The 18462-nt window shown below is 68.8% G+C and carries 16 protein-coding genes; 9 read left to right on the top strand and 7 right to left on the bottom strand.

The genetic code is table 11. The features are described 5' to 3' along the window. The first annotated feature begins 74 nt into the window (after positions 1-74). The 4 genes from HDA44_RS25395 (at position 75) to HDA44_RS25410 (ending at position 6548) form a co-directional block, all read left to right on the top strand. Positions 75-1028, top strand: coding sequence for a helix-turn-helix domain-containing protein (locus HDA44_RS25395; protein ID WP_184838538.1), 954 nt, complete (start codon positions 75-77; stop codon positions 1026-1028). Positions 1029-1166: 138 nt separating this feature from the next. Continuing rightward, positions 1167-2927: an ABC transporter transmembrane domain-containing protein gene (locus HDA44_RS25400; RefSeq protein WP_184838540.1), complete on the top strand. Its 1761-nt coding sequence runs from the start codon at positions 1167-1169 to the stop codon at positions 2925-2927. Beyond that, positions 2924-4702 carry an ABC transporter transmembrane domain-containing protein gene (locus HDA44_RS25405; RefSeq protein WP_184838542.1) on the top strand — a complete coding sequence of 593 codons (1779 nt, stop codon included), beginning with the start codon at positions 2924-2926 and terminating at the stop codon, positions 4700-4702. Before HDA44_RS25400 ends, HDA44_RS25405 begins: the two co-directional genes overlap by 4 nt. A 58-nt stretch (positions 4703-4760) precedes the next feature. Continuing rightward, positions 4761-6548 carry a S9 family peptidase gene (locus tag HDA44_RS25410; protein ID WP_337906399.1) on the top strand — a complete coding sequence of 596 codons (1788 nt, stop codon included), beginning with the start codon at positions 4761-4763 and terminating at the stop codon, positions 6546-6548. On the opposite strand, the gene HDA44_RS25415 is transcribed toward HDA44_RS25410, so the two are convergent. The 3 genes from HDA44_RS25415 to HDA44_RS25425 form a co-directional block, all read right to left on the bottom strand. Beyond that, a complete protein-coding gene (locus tag HDA44_RS25415; RefSeq protein ID WP_337906401.1) occupies positions 6520-7431 on the bottom strand; it encodes a S66 peptidase family protein in 912 nt (303 codons plus the stop codon). The genes HDA44_RS25410 and HDA44_RS25415 overlap by 29 nt on opposite strands. Positions 7432-7441: 10 nt before the next feature. Continuing rightward, positions 7442-10810 carry a phosphodiester glycosidase family protein gene (locus HDA44_RS25420; protein ID WP_337906402.1) on the bottom strand — a complete coding sequence of 1123 codons (3369 nt, stop codon included), beginning with the start codon at positions 10808-10810 and terminating at the stop codon, positions 7442-7444. Between the two features lie 163 nt (positions 10811-10973). Continuing rightward, a complete protein-coding gene (locus tag HDA44_RS25425; protein ID WP_184838548.1) occupies positions 10974-11297 on the bottom strand; it encodes a rhodanese-like domain-containing protein in 324 nt (107 codons plus the stop codon). Positions 11298-11415: 118 nt separating this feature from the next. Between HDA44_RS25425 and HDA44_RS25430 the strand changes: the two genes are divergently transcribed. Beyond that, entirely contained in the window at positions 11416-12276 is an 861-nt protein-coding gene (locus HDA44_RS25430; protein ID WP_184838551.1) for a hypothetical protein, read from the top strand. On the opposite strand, the gene HDA44_RS25435 is transcribed toward HDA44_RS25430, so the two are convergent. Next, complete coding sequence (locus tag HDA44_RS25435; protein WP_184838553.1) at positions 12250-12699, bottom strand: DUF2871 domain-containing protein; 450 nt, start codon at positions 12697-12699, stop codon at positions 12250-12252. The two genes, HDA44_RS25430 and HDA44_RS25435, sit on opposite strands and share 27 nt — an antisense overlap. Before the next feature lie 10 nt (positions 12700-12709). Continuing rightward, positions 12710-13567, bottom strand: coding sequence for a DNA-formamidopyrimidine glycosylase family protein (locus tag HDA44_RS25440; RefSeq protein WP_184838555.1), 858 nt, complete (start codon positions 13565-13567; stop codon positions 12710-12712). A gap of 101 nt (positions 13568-13668) precedes the next feature. On the opposite strand from HDA44_RS25440, the gene HDA44_RS25445 reads away from it, so the two are divergent. Continuing rightward, positions 13669-13812 (top strand): hypothetical protein, encoded by a 144-nt coding sequence (locus tag HDA44_RS25445; protein WP_184838557.1) that lies wholly within the window; start codon positions 13669-13671, stop codon positions 13810-13812. Here HDA44_RS25445 and HDA44_RS25450 read toward each other — a convergent pair. Beyond that, a complete protein-coding gene (locus HDA44_RS25450; protein WP_184838559.1) occupies positions 13809-14630 on the bottom strand; it encodes a class I SAM-dependent methyltransferase in 822 nt (273 codons plus the stop codon). The genes HDA44_RS25445 and HDA44_RS25450 overlap by 4 nt on opposite strands. A gap of 119 nt (positions 14631-14749) precedes the next feature. Between HDA44_RS25450 and HDA44_RS25455 the strand changes: the two genes are divergently transcribed. After that, positions 14750-15928 (top strand): DUF418 domain-containing protein, encoded by a 1179-nt coding sequence (locus tag HDA44_RS25455; RefSeq protein ID WP_184838560.1) that lies wholly within the window; start codon positions 14750-14752, stop codon positions 15926-15928. On the opposite strand, the gene HDA44_RS25460 is transcribed toward HDA44_RS25455, so the two are convergent. After that, positions 15916-16185 (bottom strand): hypothetical protein, encoded by a 270-nt coding sequence (locus tag HDA44_RS25460; protein WP_184838562.1) that lies wholly within the window; start codon positions 16183-16185, stop codon positions 15916-15918. The genes HDA44_RS25455 and HDA44_RS25460 overlap by 13 nt on opposite strands. A gap of 82 nt (positions 16186-16267) precedes the next feature. Here HDA44_RS25460 and HDA44_RS25465 point away from each other — a divergent pair, with 82 nt between their 5' ends. Beyond that, positions 16268-17221 (top strand): helix-turn-helix domain-containing protein, encoded by a 954-nt coding sequence (locus HDA44_RS25465; RefSeq protein WP_184838564.1) that lies wholly within the window; start codon positions 16268-16270, stop codon positions 17219-17221. 181 nt (positions 17222-17402) lie between these two features. Then, complete coding sequence (locus HDA44_RS25470) at positions 17403-18416, top strand: acyltransferase family protein (RefSeq protein ID WP_202887554.1); 1014 nt, start codon at positions 17403-17405, stop codon at positions 18414-18416. Positions 18417-18462: the final 46 nt, after the last annotated feature.

An 18462-nucleotide genomic window follows, 5' to 3' on the forward strand; every position in this document is an offset into this window, starting at 1 on the left:
TCGGCCGGACGGTGTAAAGGCATCCGGACGGCAGGTCTAGGCCATTGGCCGAGATCGGTCATACGCTGGTCCGCGTGCTGGAGCGCCTGGGGATCGACAGCGGACAAGAACAGGTCTATGAGCACGTACTGACCCATCCGGGACGGAGCGCCGCGGAGCTCGCGCAGGACCTCCCCGGCGCCAATCTGGACGCGCTGGTCAGCAAGCGGCTGCTGCGGGTGGAGGACGGCAAGTACAGCGCCGTGCCGCCGGCCGTCGCGCTACAAGGACTACTGGATGCGCGGCAGCTCGAGCTGGACCAGGTAGCCACCCGGGTGCAGGAGCTGGAACGACTGCATCGCGCCACGCCGTACCCGGTCCGCCAGTCACCGGTGGAGGTGGTGCCGGGCGACCAGGCGCATGCGTACCTGCTGGCGATCCACCGGGCGACCCGGTCCGAGGTACGCGCCTTCGAGACGCCGCCGTACGTGAAGCCGATCTCCCCGGCGGACGCACAGCCGGTCGCGGATGCGATCCAGCACGGAGTAGTACACCGGATCGTGTACAGCCGGGCAGCGGTGGACGAGCAGGGGCTGGACACGCTGCTGGTGACTCTGTCGGTGGGCGAGCAGGCACGGGTCACCGGCGACGTACCGCTCCGGCTGGCGATCTACGACAACCAGGTCGCGACGCTGCCGATGGTGACCGGCACCCGTACCAGCGAGGGCCTGCTGGTGGTCCGGCCGAGTGCGCTGCTGGACGCGCTGATCGCCCTGTTCGAGCGGGTCTGGGCGGCGGCCCTGCCGCTGGCGCTGGCGCTCGGCAGTGAGGGGCCCGATCAGGAGCGCGGTCAGGAGGCCGGTGAGGACGGCGACCACACGCTGATCGCGCTGCTGTCCGCCGGGATGACCGACCAGGCGATCGCCCGCCAGCTCGGGATCAGCCTGCGGACCATCGGCCGGCGCATCCAGCGGGTACAGAACAGCCTGCACGCGGAGACCCGGTTCCAGGCCGGCGTGGCGGTCGGGCTGGCCCGTTCGGGCGGTTGACCGGACCACGATCGCGGGTGTGACCAATCCCGGGCTGAAAAGGGTTTGACTGGTTGTCGGCGGCGGCGCCTAGGCTTGATCCATTCGCCTGGTCAGGCACCTTCCTTCATCCCTCTCTGCCCTTCTTTGTGAGACGTCATGTCCTTGCGCCTCCTTCCCTTCGCCGATCCGGGCGTGCCCGACACCCGGTCCGGTCTCCGACTCATTCTCTGGCTGGAGCACCAGCAACTGCGCGGGCAGCTGCTCGCGGTGTTCTGGGGCCTGCTGTTCTTCGGCGGGATCGCCGCCACTCCGGTCGCCGTCGGGCTCGCCGTGCAGGCGGCCATCGACCTGTCCTGGCCCAAGCTGATCCTGGCCGGCACGCTGTTGCTGGTGTTCGGCGCGGCCAAGGCCGGTGCCGACTCGTTCTTCCACCGCGCCGTCGTGACGAACTGGATCAGCACCGCGTCTCGCCTGCAGCAGCTGCTGATGCGCAAGGCGGCCGAGCTGGGCTCGCTGCTGACCCGCCGGATCGCGGCCGGTGAGGTGGTCGCCGTGAGCAGCGGCGACGTGGAGAAGATCGGCTGGTTCGTCGAGGTCGTCGGCCGGTTCGCGGCGGCGCTGCTGACCTGCTTCGCGGTCGTCGTCGGCCTGATGCTGTACGAACCGCAGCTCGGCCTGATCGTCGCCGTCGCGGTGCCGGTGCTGGCGTTCTCGATCGTGCCGCTGATGGGTCCGGCGGAGCGTCGCGCGGACGAGCAGCGGGCCAAGGGCGGCCGGGCGACCGAGCTGGCTGCTGACACCGTGGCCGGTCTGCGTGTACTGCGCGGCATCGGTGGCGAGCAGCTGTTCCTGGAGCGCTACCGCGACGCCTCGCAGCAGTACCGGACCAGCGCCGTCCGCAGTGCCCGGATGTGGTCGCTGATCGCGGCCCTGCAGGTGCTGCTGTTCGGCCTGTTCCTGGTCCTGATCGTCTGGATGGGCGTCCGGCTGGTGCTGTCCGGCCGGATCTCGGTCGGTGAGCTGGTCACCACCTACGGGTTCGTGACGTTCCTGCTGGTGCCGCTGCACACGTTCGAGGAGACCGCGAGCGCGTTCATCTTCTCGAAGGTGTCGGCGCGCCGGGCCGCGCGGGTGCTGTCGCTGCAGCGCACCGACCTGACGATGGGGACTGCCGAGGCTCAGCAGCCGGAGGGCGACCTGCTCGACCCGGTCACCGGGCTGTACGTCCCGGCCGGGAGCTTCACCGCGGTTGTCTGTGGCAACCCGGACGCGGGCGGTCTGCTGGCCGACCGGTTGGGTGGTCACAGCCCAACAGCCGACGGCGAGCCGTCAGTACGACTGGACGGCGTCGCGCTGGACGACCTCCCACTGGACTCCGCACGGACGGTCGTGCTGGTGCAGGACAAGGACCCGGTCCTGCTGTCCGGGACAGTGCATGAGCTGTTCGACGTGCCGTCGAGTGGTGCGGTCACGCCAGAGACAGCACTGGATGCCGCGCAGTGCGCGGACATCCTCGACGTACTGCGGCAGACACTGCCGTCCGGTGAGTCCGACGCGCTGAACGCCGTACTGACCGAACGCGGCCGCTCGCTGTCCGGCGGTCAGCGTCAGCGCGTCGCACTGGCCCGCTCGCTGTACGTCGACCCGCAGGTGCTGGTGCTGGACGAGCCGACCAGTGCGGTCGACGCCCACACCGAGGCCCGCATCGCAGACGGCCTGCGGCTGTTGCGTACCGGGCGCACCACGGTGGTGTTCACGTCCAGCCCACTGATGCTGGACCGCTCGGAGCGCGTGGTGTTCGTGCCGGACGGCCAGGCGGAAGCGACCGGGACGCACCACGAGCTGCTGCAGACCAATGCGCGCTACCGCGCGGTCGTGACCCGTGAAGAAGAACCAACTCTCGAGGAGCTGTCGTGAAGCGCCCTCTGTACGACCCGGCGGCCCCACAGGAAGTGGTGCGGCTCCCGGTGGCAGGCAGCGCGACCGTGCGCGCCTACCTGAAGACGCTGTTCCGCCGGCACCGCCGCGCGTTCCTCTGGCTGACGCTGGTGAACGCGGTGGCGGCGCTGAGCGGCATGGTCGGTCCGTGGCTGCTCGGCAACGTGGTGCAGAAGCTGTCCGAGGGCAACACCGACGTGAAGCTGCCGTCCGTCGTGATCGGCTTCGTGATCGCGCTCGCGGTGCAGGCCGGCTTCACCCGGCTGACGCGGCTGCGCGGCGCTGTTCTCGGCGAGGAGATGCTCGCCGACCTGCGCGAGGACTTCCTGGTACGCGCGGTGGGCCTGCCGCCGGGCGTGCTGGAACGCGCCGGGACCGGTGACCTGCTGTCCCGGATCACCACCGACATCGACCGGCTCTCGCACGCCATGCGCGATGCCGTACCGCAGCTCACGATCGCGGTGATCTGGGGCAGCCTGCTGATCGGTGCGCTGATCGTCACCGCACCGCCGCTGGCGGTGGCAGTGGTGATCGCGGCGCCGATCCTGATCATCGGCGGCCGCTGGTACTTCCGCCGTGCACCATCGGGGTACCGGTCGGAAGCAGCTGGGTACGCCGCGGTGGCGTCCGCGCTGGCCGAGACCGTCGACGCCGGCCGCACGGTCGAGTCGCACCGGCTCGGCGCCCGCCGGATCAGCCTCGGCGACACCCGGATCGGTCAGTGGGTCGCCTGGGAGCGGTACACGCTGTTCCTGCGGATGATCCTCTTCCCGGTGATCAACATGACCCACACCGTCGCGCTGGCGGCCGTGCTGGTCATCGGTGGCGGGTTCGCGATCCAGGGCTGGCTGACGGTCGGTGCGCTGACCACTGGCGCGCTGTACATCCAGATGCTGGTCGAGCCGGTCAACATGATGATCCGCTGGTACGACGAGCTGCAGGTCGCGCAGGTGTCGCTGGCACGTCTGGTCGGCGTCCGTGAGGTCGAGGAGGCCGCGGCGGCGAGCGAGGACGAGCCAGAGGGCCGGACCGTGCTGGCCGACGACGTGCGGTTCGGCTACCTGGAAGGCCGGGACGTGCTGCACGGTGTGACGCTGACGGTCCAGCCGGGTGCCCGGGTGGCGCTGGTCGGACCGTCCGGTGCCGGCAAGTCGACGCTGGGCCGCCTGCTGGCCGGCATCTACTCGCCACGGGTCGGTGACATCACGCTGGGCGGCGCGGCGCTGGACCGGATGTCGGCGGAGCAGGTACGAAGCCACGTCGCGCTGGTCAACCAGGAGCACCACGTGTTCGTGGGCAGCGTCCGCGACAACCTGCGGCTGGCCAGGCAGGACGCGTCCGACGCGGACCTGTGGGCAGCGCTGCGCTCGGTCGACGCCGACGGCTGGGTAGCGGGGTTCGACGACGGGCTGGACACCGAGGTGGGTTCCGGTGGGGTCTCGCTGACGCCCGCGCAGGCGCAGCAGGTCGCGCTGGCTCGCCTGGTGCTCGCGGACCCGCACACCCTGGTCCTGGACGAGGCGACCTCGCTGATGGACCCGCGTGCTGCCCGGCATCTGGAGCGGTCGCTGGCGGGCGTACTGGAGGGCCGGACCGTGGTCGCGATCGCACACCGGCTGCACACCGCACACGACGCGGATGTGATCGCGGTCGTCGAGGACGGTCGCATCGTCGAGCTCGGCGGCCACGACGAGCTGGTGGGCGCCCAGGGCCCGTACGCGGCGCTCTGGCACTCCTGGCACGGCGAACGCTGACGAACCAGAGTGTCCGGCGTAACAGGCCGGACACCCTGGGTCATGTCAGGATGAGGGGGTGCTGCTGACGACGCTCTTTTCGCTGCCCACTGCCATGGCTCTCGACGTCGCCGACGATGGCCGGCTGCTGGTGCTGTACGACGGCACCGGCACCCGCCAGATCAACGAGGTCGCGCCGGACGGCACCTGGCGTGCCCTGACCGATCTCGGTGACACCTGCCGTGGCGCCCAGTTCGTACCCGGCAGCAGCCAGGTGATCGTCGAACACGATGCCGGTGGCAACGAACGCGGCCAGCTGTCGCTGCTCGACCTGAAGGACGCCGGTCTCCCAGTACTGGCTCCGCTCGTGCACGATGCCGAGTACATCCACCACCTGGTCGCCGTACGCGCCGGGCGGGTGCTGTACACGACGAACCGTCGCAATGGCGTCGACTTCGACCTGATCGCGCACGACTTGGCCACTGGTAGCGAGAGCGTCCTGTACGACTCCGGTGGCTGGGTGATGGCAGTCGATCCGTCTCCGGACGACAAGTGGGTCGTACTGTCCAAGGCCAGCAGCCCGGCGAACTCGATGCAGTTGCTCTTGCTCGACACCTCCAGCCGGGCCATCACCGAGCTGACAGCGGAAGACGCCCAGAACGACCAGGGACCAGTGGCCTGGCTGCCCGACTCGTCCGCGTTCCTGGTTTCCGGTGATGCCGGCCGCGACCGCAAAGCACTCCGCCGGTACGACGTCGCCGACGGCACCTGGAGCGACTTCCTGGCCGACGACGCCCGTGACTTGGCCGGCTGGCCCGCACCGGACGGCCAGCACCTGCTGGTTGCGGTACTGGATGACGGCGAGGTGTCACTGGCGCTGCACCACCTTGAAGACGGCTCGCTGATCGCACCGCTCGGTCTGCCCACTGGTGGTTGTGCGGCGTTGATGATCGCGACACCGAACCCGGTCTGGTCGCCGGACGGATCGTTCGCGGCCATCACCTACAACTCCCCGGTCACACCGCCGACGGTGTTCCGCTTCGTACCAGGTGGTGAGCTGACCGCGATCCGGCCGCCGGAGATGCCTGACGTACCGGCGGAGCTGCGGTACCCCGAGAGCATGCGGGTGCCGTCGTTCGACGGCGAGCAGGTGCCGGTGTTCGTGTTCCGCCCGACCAGTACGGAGCTGGGCTCCACGGTGGTGCACGTACACGGCGGGCCGGAGGGTGCCGCGCTGCGGATGTGGAACCCGATCGTCGCCGCACTGGCAGGTGACGGGCACACGGTCGTCGTACCGAACGTGCGCGGCTCGGCCGGCTACGGCAAGCGCTGGTACTCGCTGGACGACCGGGAGCTGCGCCTCGACTCGGTCAAGGACCTGGCGGCGATCAACGCCTGGCTGCCGACGATCGGCGCCGACTCGTCACGTGCGGCGCTGTGGGGCGGCTCGTACGGCGGCTACATGGTCTTGGCCGGTGTGGCATTCCAGCCTGACCTTTGGGCCGCCGGTGTCGACCTGGTCGGGATGGCGTCGCTGGTGACGTTCCTGGAGAACACATCGGACTACCGGCGAGCCATGCGCGAACGGGAGTACGGCTATCTGGCGACGGACCGGGAGTTCCTGGAGTCCGCCAGTCCACTCAGTCGAGTCGATGACATCCGCGCGCCGCTGTTCGTCATCCACGGCGCCAACGACCCGCGCGTGCCGCTGTCGGAGGCGGAGCAGATCACGGACGCGCTGACGAAACGAGGCGTACCGTGCCGGCTGCTCGTCTACCCCGACGAGGGCCATGGTCTCGCCAAGCTCACCAACCGCCTGGACGCGTACCCGCAGGCCTTCAGCTTCCTGCGAGAGCACCTGGCGTAAGCGTCGCGGCGGTCGCGTCGAGCCGTACCGGCAGTCCGAGCGGTACGGCCAGGTTCAACACCTCATGGCCGACCGCTGCACGCTCCACCATCGGTACGCCCAGTGGCTCGAGCCGTTCGCGGATGACGTCGCCAACCTCAGCACCGACCTCACTGAAGTCACCGACAACCACACCGGTGACCTGCTCGAACCAACCGGCTCGCAACAGCTGAGTGAGCAACCGGTCGGCCCGGTAGGCCTCCTCGTTCACGTCCTCCAGTACGACCACACCGGAGGGCGGCGCGTACGTCCGCGTCCCGATGCTCGATGCCAGCATCGCCAGGTTGCCGCCACGCAACGGACCCTCCGCGACCCCATCGACCACCGTACGAGCACCCGCCGGCGCTAGCAGGTCGGTCACTGTCTCCGGCTCGAACAGCAACGCCCGCAGCCGTTCCCGACCCAGGTCGTTGCCCAACTGCTCCACTGCAGCCGCCATCGGCCCGTGCACAGTCACCAGACCACGTGCGTTCAACGGCTCGTGCAGCGCAGTGATGTCACTGAACCCGACAAACCACTTCGGTACGGCCACCAGCTCGTCCAGGTCGACGTACTCGAGCATCCGCTGCACGCCGTACCCGCCACGCGCACAGAACACCGCAGCGAACCGCTGGTCGAGCCAGGCGTTCCGCAGGTCCTCCGCACGCGCTTTGTCGTCGGCAGCCAGGTAGCGGAACCGCTCGTGTCCCGCCAGCACCGACGGCATCACCTCGACCTCAAGGCCCCACCGCTTCAGGTGCTCGACCCCAACAGCCAGCCTGGCACCGTCCACTCGACCAGACGGTGCCACCACAGCAACTCGGTCTCCACTCCGCAGCCGCTGCGGCACCACTACGTCAGTCACCTCGCTGACGCTACCAATCGACCCGCAGCGTCGTGCTCTTGGTGACGCCATTGACGGTGACACCGAGCTGGGCAGTGCCAGGCCGCAGTGCGGTGAGCTGGCCGGTCGCCGGGTCGTACGAGGCGATCGCCCAGAACGGAGCGCTCTTTGCCGTACCGATGTGCAGATTGCTCGATCCGAACCAGTCAGCCGACACGGGGAAGGTCACCGGGACCCGGCGACTGTCCTGGACGACCGTGGCGGACGCGGGAGCGGTCTGACCACGACGGAGCACAGCCGGAGCGGCCAGCTCCAGCGAATCGACATGCGGTCGCAGCTCGACCTGGAACCAGGAACGCTCCGGCGCCGACCAGTTGCGCTCGCCGGCCGGAGCCGCGGTCGCCTTCGGGTCGATACCGACCAGCGCCCAGCCGGTGAACCCACCGGCGTCCGGCGCGGCGGCCGGGCTCTTGCCCGAGTTACCGGTCAAGGGCAGCAGCACACCGTCGGTACGGGTCGCGGCGAACGTACCGGCGTGACCGGCCATGTACGCGGCGCCCTTGCCGGTCGAGGCCCGGAAGTCCGCCAGCCACTTCACGATCATCGCGGCTTCCTTCCGGTCCCCGAGCTGCGAGTTCTGCGTCGGCGACGGGTCGTCGATCGGGTGATGCGCCATCACCACTACGTTCCGGATCGAGCGATCGCGAGCCGCCGAGTCGAGCTGCTTGCGCAGGTCGAGGATCTGGTCGAACCCACCGGCCCGCAGCGACCCGAGCGACGAGTCGCGCAGGATGAACCGGGTGCCGTTGTGGTCGAACGTGCTGGTCGCGGCGCCGAAGACCTTCTTCCACTCGGACAGATCACCGGGCCCGTACGTCTCGTGGTTGCCCGGCACGTAGTGCACCGGCACCTTGCCGGCGACCTCTTCGTCGATGATCTGCTTGGCCAGCGCGATGTCCGGCCCGAACGCCCGGTCGACGAAGTCGCCGTTGATCACCAGGAAGTCCGGCTTCTGCGCGAGCGCCTCGCGGATCGTCCGCCGGGCCTGCTTCACGTAATCCGAGTTCGGGTCGTCGGCGGTGAACTGCGCGTCCGACATCACCGCGAACCGCCAGCGACCGCTGGTCTGCACGGTCCCGTCGGTGACCACCATCGGGTCGATCACCTTGGCCGGCGGGTCCATCGTCACCGGCGGCGCGCTGCGTACGGTCAGGTCGTCGACGATGATGCGGCCCGAGTACTGCCGGGTCGGCGAGGTCTCGACGACGTACAGCCGCCAGAACCGCAGTGGCATCGCCAGCCCAGGCGGAATGTCCGCCTCGACGTACTTCCAGCCGGTCCAGTCGATCGTCGCGGCCAGGTTGAGCGTCTGCGCCGTACCGCCGGCCGCGTCGTACGCGTTCGCGCGCAGCCAAGCACCCTTGCCGTCACCGTAGATCCACGCACCGAGCTTCTGCGGCTGCCCCGGCAGCGTCTGCTGCGGAGTCTGCGACAGGTACGCGGCCCGCGTCGCCGTACTGCCCGTGAGCGAGTAGTCGAGCGCGATCGCCTGCCCGCCGTCATGCCCTTCGGCGGCCGATCGCGTCGCGGTCGCGGCACCGGCCGGTACGGCGGTGGCGGCCCACTTGGTCACGTCATCGAGCTTGTCGACCACCGTACTGGCCAGACCGGCGGTGACACTGAGCTGCGTGGACAGTCCACCGACCTTCGCGGTCACCACCGCCGACACCGCGTCGTTGCTCAGCGCACCGACTTCGAATCCATTGCCCTTCGCAACGATCTTCACCTTGCTCGCGTCGTAGTCGAGTTTCACGTCGCGCGGCTCGATCCAGGTGGAGAAGCCGTTCGCGTCGTACCCGTCGATCTCGAAGAAGCCCTTGGCGCCGGAGTCGGCGAGCGAGACCTGGCGGGTCGACGGGGCGAGGCGGGCCGGCGTACCGAGCACTGTCATCGGGAACCTTCCGTTCGCCGTACCGCGGGTCGCGGTGACGACCACATCGCCCGCACGCCGCCCGGTGACCACGCCGCGTTGATCGACGCGGACATTGCTACCCGCGTACCAGGAAGGTGTCCCACTCGCGGGAGCGTACGTCTCGTCGAAGCCGGTCGCACCGAGTACGCGGCTGAGGCCGGTGAGGACGCGGGAGCTGCGCGAGACGTCGGCGTCCGGTCCCGCCTGCGACGTACCGACGGACTCGACCCGGAAGCCCTTCAGCTTGCCGGAACCCTTGACCGGGAGTAGGCCGAGACCGTTCGGCACCAGCCGCTCGCCGCCGTCGGACGGGTCGTTGACCACCTCCGGCGCGGCCTTGCCCGGGGTCCTGGCCAGCATCGTCGAGGAGCCGCCGCCGTCCAGGTTCAGCGCGCCGTCGGCGCCGAGGCTGATCATCAGCTGACCCATTTCCTTCAGCGTCAAACCGCGGGAGCCGGTCGCCCGGCCGTCGACGGTGAGCAGGATCATCCGGCTCCCGTCGGCGTCGAAGCCGACCGCCGTCCGCGGCGCCAGATCCGCATCCGGAACGTTCGCCGGTACCTGCCCGTCCTTCGCCAGCTGGTAGTTGCCACTGATACCGACCGCGACCTCGGCGGCATCGGGGCGCAGCCCGTACTGCACGTCGACCTTGTCGCCGACCGCGAGCGCCTTGAGCGCGTCGGCGCCGGCCTCGCGGCCGATCAGCGCCTGCTCGTTGGCGGCCAGTGGCGTGGTGGCCGGAGCGGTGGCGGAGCTGGCAACCACTCCGTCGCGGAGGATCACCTCGCGGACGTTCGGCACGCCGTCGACGGTCCGGGTCCGGGCCGCGTCACCCCACTCCGGGGTGTAGAGGCCGATCCCGCCGGCGTTCACACCGGGCGAGTTCAGGTTGGTCAGGTCGAGCTTGGTCGCGCCGTCCGTGACCGTGCCCTGCAGGAACAACTGGGCGATCTTGCCGAGTCCGTCCTTACCGACCACCGCGGTGTCGTTGTGACCGGCGGCCGGCGCGTTGATCAGCCGGCCGGTCCGCTCGACTCCGACGCCGAGCGGCGCGGTGGTGTCGTTGATGTCGAAGAAGTCGCCGTTGACGCCGGCGATGGCACCCTTGCGGGCGAGCTGCTGGCTGAGCGGCTGCCCACCCGACACCTTGCCGGTGTTCACGTAGTCGACCGTGACCCCGTGCTTGTCGAGGTCGGTGTCCAGGATGTCACCGCGCTGCCAGCCCTTCGGGTCGAGCCGCTCGAACGACGTGTAGTTCACGCCGGGCGCGACCGGGCTGTCGGTACGGGACGTGAGCACCCCGTTCTCCGCGATGGCGGCGTCCGGGATACCGGGCCGCGTGGGCTGGCCGACGGCCGGACTGACAAGGACGCCGGCGAGCAAGCCGCCGACGCCCAGAGCTGTGGTCAAGGGACGGATGAGCGACACGGAAGCCTCCCCAGCGTGGACGGACGCGGCCATCCGACGCCGTGCGCGCTACCGCCTCGTGAGCCGCAGGTGTACGCCGGTCAACCGACCGGTGACAAAGTAACCCGCGCCGTCACGCTTTGGAAGGTTTCCTTCTCAATCCGTGCACGTCAGTTTCGTGCGGTCAGTTCGTGCTCATCGGGCGGCCGGCCACCTGCCAGGCGTGCATGCCGCCGTCCAGGTTGATCGCCTCCCGGCCGACCTGGTTCAGGAACTGGGTGGCCATCCCGGACCGGCCACCGACCGCGCAGACGCAGAGCACCTTCTGGTCCACCGGCACCTCGCCGACCCGCTCCTGCAACTGGCCGAGCGGGATGTGCGTGGCGCCCTCGATGTGCCCGCGGTCCCACTCGTCCGGCTCACGCACGTCGAGTACGAACGCCTCGGCCAGCAGGCTGTCGTCGAGCTCGGCCACCACGACCGAAGGAATCTCCTGGTTCCGGAACATGCGCCCAGCATGCCAGACCCGCGTAGGCGGCCGATGGCCGGAAGCGGTTGGCCGCGGAAGAAACCGTTGACAGTTCGCGACGGATTCCGGACCGTGGGTGACTCGGAGGAGGGGTGCGGTGGGACTGATTCAGGGCATCCCGGGGGAGTTCGAGCCGCAACCCTGGGGCGAGGCGGTCTTGCGGTCACGCGAACTGCTGCTGCTCCGGATCGCGTGCCCGCCGAAGGACCAGGAGGTCCGGCTACCCGGGCTGATCACCACGCCGCTGCACGTCGTCGAGGATCACACCGGCCGCGCGCTGACCTGGCGGAAGGACGGCGACGACCTGGTCGTCCGGCTGCCCGACGCCGGCACCGCGGCCAGTACCGCGGCCGGTGTCGCACAGGTGGTCCGGGTCGCCTTGCAAGGCAAACTCCGGATCGTCCCGGCGAACACGGTCACCGCGAACGCGGACGGCGTCTGGGACCTCACCCCGACCAGTACGAAGGCGCATCTGGTGGCGCGGCGCGTGACCGATGTGGGCGTCCGTTTCGTCGGCATGGTGGAGCCGGACAGCCAGCATCACATCCGGCTCGCGGGGCGCAGGTACGCGGTCACGGGGCACCAGCTCACCCGGACCACGATCGGCCCGTTCCCGGTGCCGGCCCGGCGGGTCGTTCCGCTCGCGGTACCCAGCGGCGTACGCCGGGTGCTGGTCGCGCCGGTCGGCACGGTGCTGGCGTGGATCCACCCGGGTCGTGACGAGATCACCGTCGTCGTGACGAACTTCGGCCGCGTGCCCGCCTGCGGTGAGGTCGATCTCGCCCTCCCCCGCGGCTGGACCGCGCGCAAACAGGCGTGGGCGTTCGACGGGCTCGAAGGCGGCCGGTCAATCGGCTGGGCCACCCGGGTCACGGGACCACCCGGCGACCATGAGCTCAAAGTACGGCTCGATGCCGGGCGGCGATCCGCGTCATCCCCGTACGTCGTCCACCTCTGACTCGGCCTTCCCGGCCTTGTCGGCGGTGGGCAGGCACTTGCCGAGGTTCACGAAGAAGAAGATCAGGCCGAGCGTGATGGTGATGTGCCCCAGGCCGGAGATCCCGTCCAGCGCGGGACCGGGCTGGTGACCCAGCACGGTCATCGTGCCGCGGGTCAGCAACATCGCGACGGTCAGCGCGAGACCGGCGTTGTAGACCCAGAAGAAGCCGTTGAACAGCTTGCCGGAGGTCAGCGTGAACAGCTTCTCCAGCGCCAGCACGATCAGGAAGAACAGCATCCCGAGCGCGAGGATGTGGGTGTGGACGACGCCGAGCTGGGAGTCCCCGGTGAAGTCCTTCGCCTTGGTGAGCTCGCGGTAGTACAGCCCGCTGATCAGCCCGAGGATCATGTAGACGTGGGCAGCCACGTAGATCTTCCGCATGAGCGGGAACCTACTTCAGCAGCTTCGACATCCTCCGGTCGGCCAACGGTTTGCCGCCGGTCTGGCAGGTCGCGCAGTACTGCAGGGAGGAATCGGCGAAGCTGACCTCGCGGACGATGTCACCGCAGACCGGGCACTTCTGGCCCTTCCGGCCGTGCACCCGCAAACCCGACTTCTTCTCCGACTTCAGGTCCTGGACGGCCAGCCCGGCGGACCGGTCGACGGCGTCCTGGAGGGTTTCGCGCATCGCGTCGTACAGCGTCTGGAGCTCGTCGGCGGACAGGTTCGACGCGGGTTTGAACGGGCTCATCTTCGCCACGTGCAGGATCTCGTCGGAGTACGCGTTGCCGATCCCGGCGATCACCGACTGGTTCCGCAGCACGCCCTTCAGCTGCACCCGGCCGGCCCGTTTCAGGATGTCGCCGAAGTCCTCGATCGAGAGCGTGAACGGGTCCGGGCCCAGCCGCGCTATGCCCGGCACCTCGGCCACGTCGCGCACCACGTACACGGCGAGCTTCTTCTGGGTGCCGGCCTCGGTCAGGTCGAAACCGGCGCCGTCGTCCAGCACGGTCCGGAGCGCGATCGGCCCCTTCCCCGGCCGGACCAGCCCGGTCGACTGCTCTTCCTTCCACCGCAGCCACCCGGCCCGGGCCAGGTGGATCACCAGGTGCACGCCCTGGGCCGAGATGTCCAGGAACTTCCCGTGCCGCTCGACGCCGTCGATCAGCAGCCCGACCATCGCCGAGATCGGCGGATCGTACGTCTTCAGCGCGCTGATCGCGGTGATGTCCGCCCGGACGAACGCATGCCCGACTGCTCGCTCACGCAGGAACGTGGCCAGCGACTCGACCTCCGGCAGCTCAGGCACGCTCCTAGTGTGCCCGACGCCAGGGACAGTTCCGGTACATCACCCATGGAGGCGGGTTGCGGGGGGCGGTAGTTTCGTCAGGAAGAGAGAGGGAGGCCCCGATGGGCGGTTTCGTGAAGACGTTGGTCAAGGGCGCCGTGGTCGCCAAGCTGGTCCAGGTCGCGCAGCGCGAGCTGAGCAAGCCGGAGAACCAGCAGAAGATCAAGCAGGCGTTCCAGAAGGTTCAGCAGCGCCGGGCGCACTAGCTCGGTTTGTGCGCCCGCAGGGTGTAGGTGGCGGCCAGGCGGTCCGGATTCTCCGTCAGGCGCCACTCACCAGCACCGTCCTCGGTCATCAGACCGGGGAGGGCGTTCCAGGGCGCGCTGTCGTGCTCGGTGAGTGAGTCGAACACCAGTCCGGCCTGCTGGAGCGCGGTGATGATCTCGGCGAGGCCGTGATTCCACTCGTGCGTGACGGTGGAGTCGAAGTCCACCTCGGTTTCGACGTACGTCCCACCCTCGTCGACGACGATCGCCTCAGCGGTCTCGAAGTACGGGTACCGCACCTCCGGGTGCTGCGCGCCCGCATCGAGCGACCACAGCATCGGATGGCCTTCGCGTACGAACAGCCGGCCGCCCGGCTTCAGCAGGCCGGCGACCACGTGCGCCCAGCGCTGGATGTCCGGCAGCCAGCACAGCGCGCCGATTCCGGTGTAGACGAAGTCGTACGACGCCGCACCCAGTACGTCCACCGCGTCGTACACATCGGCCACGTGGAAGTCCATCGACAAGCCGAGCCGGTCCGCGAGCGACTGCCCGTGCTCGACTGCCGGCGCCGAAAAGTCCAGACCGCTCATCCGCGCACCCAGCCGGGCGAGTGAAACCGTGTCGGTACCGATGTGGCACTGCAGGTGTACGCCACGCAGACCACTGATCGCACCGAGCCTGGGCACGTCGAAGCGCACCACTCCGCTCAGGTACGACGGGTCGGCCAGGAACTGCTCCACGTGGTAGCTGGGCGATGCGACGTGCGCCGGCACCCGCTCGTCCCAGTTGGCCCGGTTGACGTCCCGATAGTCGCTCATACCCCCGACTCTGGCACACCGCACCGGGCCGGCGCCTCCGCTTTGGTAGAGGAAACTCCACCATCGAAGAGGATTCAGCGCGAGTGTGTACGGGGTGCTGTGCTGGTGTGCTGGACGGCATGAGCCAGGTACCGCATCGGACTCGTATTCAGGACGTCGACGCGCTCCGCGGGTTCGCTCTGCTGGGCATCCTGATCGTGAACATCACGTTCGCGGCCTCCGGCTTCCCGATCCATCTCGCGAAGGACCCGGCGTACGACTCCTGGCTCGACCACTCGGTGCACTGGCTGTCGTCCGCCTTTGTGGACATGAAGTTCTATCTGCTGTTCTCGTTCCTCTTCGGCTACAGCTTCCAACTGCAGATAGAGGCGGCGCAGCGGGCGGGCGCCGCGTTCAAACCGCGCATGCTGCGACGGCTGGGTGGGTTGTTCGTACTGGGCGCGCTGCACGGCGTCTTCCTGATCACCGGCGACATCCTCAGTGTGTACGCGATCATCGGCGTGGTTTTGCTGGGCCTGCGCCGCGTGAAGGACCGTACGGCACTGATCATCGCCGGAGCGATCTACGCGTACCTGTTCATCACTCTGGCAGCCGCGGCGCTCTTCCTGGACACAGCCCAGTTCGTCGACCCCACCACAGCAGTAGCAGCCGCACAGCAGACCACGGCGAATTTGGCCGGCTCGTTCAGCGACATCATCGGCGAGCACGTCCGCGCGCTTCCGACGTACGGTCTGTCGCTGCTGACGGTCCAGGGCCCGACCACGCTGGCCGCTTTCCTGGTCGGCATGGTGGTTGGACGGCGCCGCCTGCTCCAGAACCTCACCGGCAACGAGGCGGTACTACGGCTGATCCAGCTGATCGGATTCACCATCGGCATCACCGGTGGCGTGTTCTACGCGTCGGACGGCGGCAACGGTGCGGCCGGCGCCGTACTCACCAGTGTGCTCACTGCACCGTTCCTCACGGCCGCGTACGTCGCGACACTGTTGCGGGTCATGCACTCCGACCGCGGCGAGGACATCCGCCGGCTACTCGCTCCGGCCGGCCGGATGGCGCTGTCCAACTACCTCGGGCAGTCAGTGGCGACCGTAGTCATCTTCACCGGTGTCGGTTTCGGACTGGTCGGTCAGGCGTCCCCACTGGAGACGGTTGGCCTCGCGGCCGGCATCTTCCTACTGCAGGTCATCGCCAGCCACATCTGGCTGAGTACCTTCCGGTACGGCCCGGTGGAGGGCGCACTGCGGGCGGTCACGAACGCGGCCGCCCCCAGCTGGCGACAGGTGGGTCAGGCCGCGTGACGGCCGTCGTCGGTGAACAGCCGGGCGCTGCGGATCGCATGCACCGACCCGGTGGTCGAAGCGGGCTTGTGGTTGAAGGGCACGGCCGACCCGCCGAGGGCGAGCAGGTCGAGCTTGGTCCGGGCCACGTCACGGTCGTCGGAGCTCCAGGAACCCCCCGGACCGGCCTGCGGACCGGTCGAGTTGCGCCTGTCACTGAGCTCCAGAGCCGCGATCACGGCCAGCACGAGTACGAGGAGAACGAAGTATCCGGTCATGGCAGTAATGATTCCCTCAACGAGATCCTGCCACCAGTGGCACTATTGACATAGTCCGACAAAATCCGGCCATACTGGCGGAATGCTGCAGAAGATCGCCGTCGTACTGATGGAGGACGTCGCGCTGTTCGAGTTCGGCGTCCTCGCCGAGGTGTTCGGGCTGGACCGCACCGACGACGGCGTACCCCCGTTCGACTTCAAGGTCTGCTCCACCCGGCCCGGCGAGCCGCTGCAGACCAGCACCCATTCACAGGTGATCGCGCCGTACGGGCTGGAGGAACTGGAGGACGCCGACCTGATCGGCATCCCGGCAACCACCTGGCGGCACGAGTACGACGAGCGCATCCTGGCCGCGCTCCGGCGGGCGGAGGCACGCGGCGCGATCCTGCTCACGGTCTGCTCGGGCGCGTTCGTGCTCGCCACCGCCGGCCTGCTCGACGGTCGGGCCTGCACCACGCACTGGCGCTACATCGACAAGTTCACCGCGCAGTTCCCGAACGTGAAGATCGACCCGGACGTGCTGTTCGTCGACGACGGCAACATCATCACCAGCGCGGGTACGGCGGCCGGGATCGACGCCTGTCTGCATCTGGTCCGGCGCGAGCTCGGCAGCGCGGTCGCCACCCGGATCGCCCGCCGGATGGTCGTTCCGCCGCAGCGCGACGGGGGCCAGCGGCAGTACGTCGACGTCCCCGTACCGGAGTCGTCCGGCGAGAGCCTGCAGCCGGTACTGGACTGGATGGTCGACAACCTCACCATCGAGCACACCGTGCCGGCGCTCGCCCGCCGCGCGCAGATGTCCGAGCGAACCTTCGCCCGCCGCTTCGTCGCCGAAACCGGCACCACCCCGCTCAAGTGGGTCACCACCCAGCGCGTACTGCGCGCCCGGACGCTGCTGGAACTGACCCGGATGGGCATCGAGCAGATCGCCTCCGAGTCCGGCTTCGGCACCGCCGCGCTGCTCCGCCACCACTTCCGCCGGATCGTCGGCGTACCGCCGCAGGACTACCGCCGCACCTTCCAGACCGCCGGCTGACCCCGAACGTGACGCCACGCACACGAATTGGCGTCCCGCCGCATCGGCCCCCTAGGATCGACCGAAGTGTCACAGGGGGGTAACGGCCGAAGAGATCGGCGAGCGATGCGTAGATGGAGTGACTGTGACAACGCCGGACCGTCCCCGGGTCAGGAACGGCCGCAGGCTGAGCTGGGACGTCGTGCGCGTTCTCGCGGTGCTGGCGGTCATGTTCACGCACACGACGTACCAAGGCCCGTTCCTGCACCCCGAGCTCGGCGCGCCACTCGGGCGGTACCCGTTTCAGGTCGGCGCCAGCGTGCTGCTGGTGATCAGCGCCTACTTCGTCTGCGTGACGATCCGCAGGGGCTCGACGTCCCGCTGGCTGTGGCGCCGCGTTTGCCGGGTGCTTCCGCCATACCTGGCGGCCGTACTGTTCACGTACACCCTGCTGGTGTTCTTCGGGCCGTCGAACTGGATTCTTCCGACCCGGCATGACCTCTGGGGCAACCTGACGCTGGCCGCGTCATTCGATCCGACCGTCCAGCTCATCGACGGCTCGTACTGGACCCTGCCGCTCCAGCTGATGGCCTTCGCCGTGGCCGCTCTGCTTTGGCCGCGCGGTCTGGGCAACCGGATCACCACACTGCTCTGGATCATGATCCTGGCGCCGGTAGCGCTGCAGTGGAACGGCCGGATCGACCACAGCCCGATCTGGGTGATCCAGCTCTGGAACGGACTCGGACTGCACCGGATGCAGTTGTTCGCGATCGGCATCGCCATCTGGCTCTGGTCGAAGAACCGGATCAGCGCGCCGCACCTGGGCGCCCTACTGGTCGCGACCGTGTTCGCCCAGCATGCGCATACCGCCGACTGGCCGTCCTCGCTCGGCATCGGTGCACTACTACTGCTCGTCGCACTCGCCGCCCGCGGCCCGGACTGGACCGTGTTCGCCAGCATCCGGCGGCCGATCGAGTTCCTGGCCCGCATCTCGTTCGCCTTGTACCTGCTGAACCAGGAAGTCGGGTACCTGATCGCGTACCGGCTGATGGAGCTGGGCGCCGGCCGGCTGGCCCAGATCGTCGGCGCGGTCGCCGGGGTGATCGGACTGGCCTGGCTGCTGACCAAGTACGTCGAGGAGCCGATGTTCCGCGCCTTCTCCGGACTGCGCGTCCGCGGCCTCGGCGCCCGGGCGTTCGCCTGGCTGAATACTTGACATCGGATACTCGCGAGCTAATACTCGATTTCGAGTAATCGAGATC

It is taken from the genome of Kribbella solani, assembly GCF_014205295.1.
Taxonomy (GTDB): domain Bacteria; phylum Actinomycetota; class Actinomycetes; order Propionibacteriales; family Kribbellaceae; genus Kribbella; species Kribbella solani.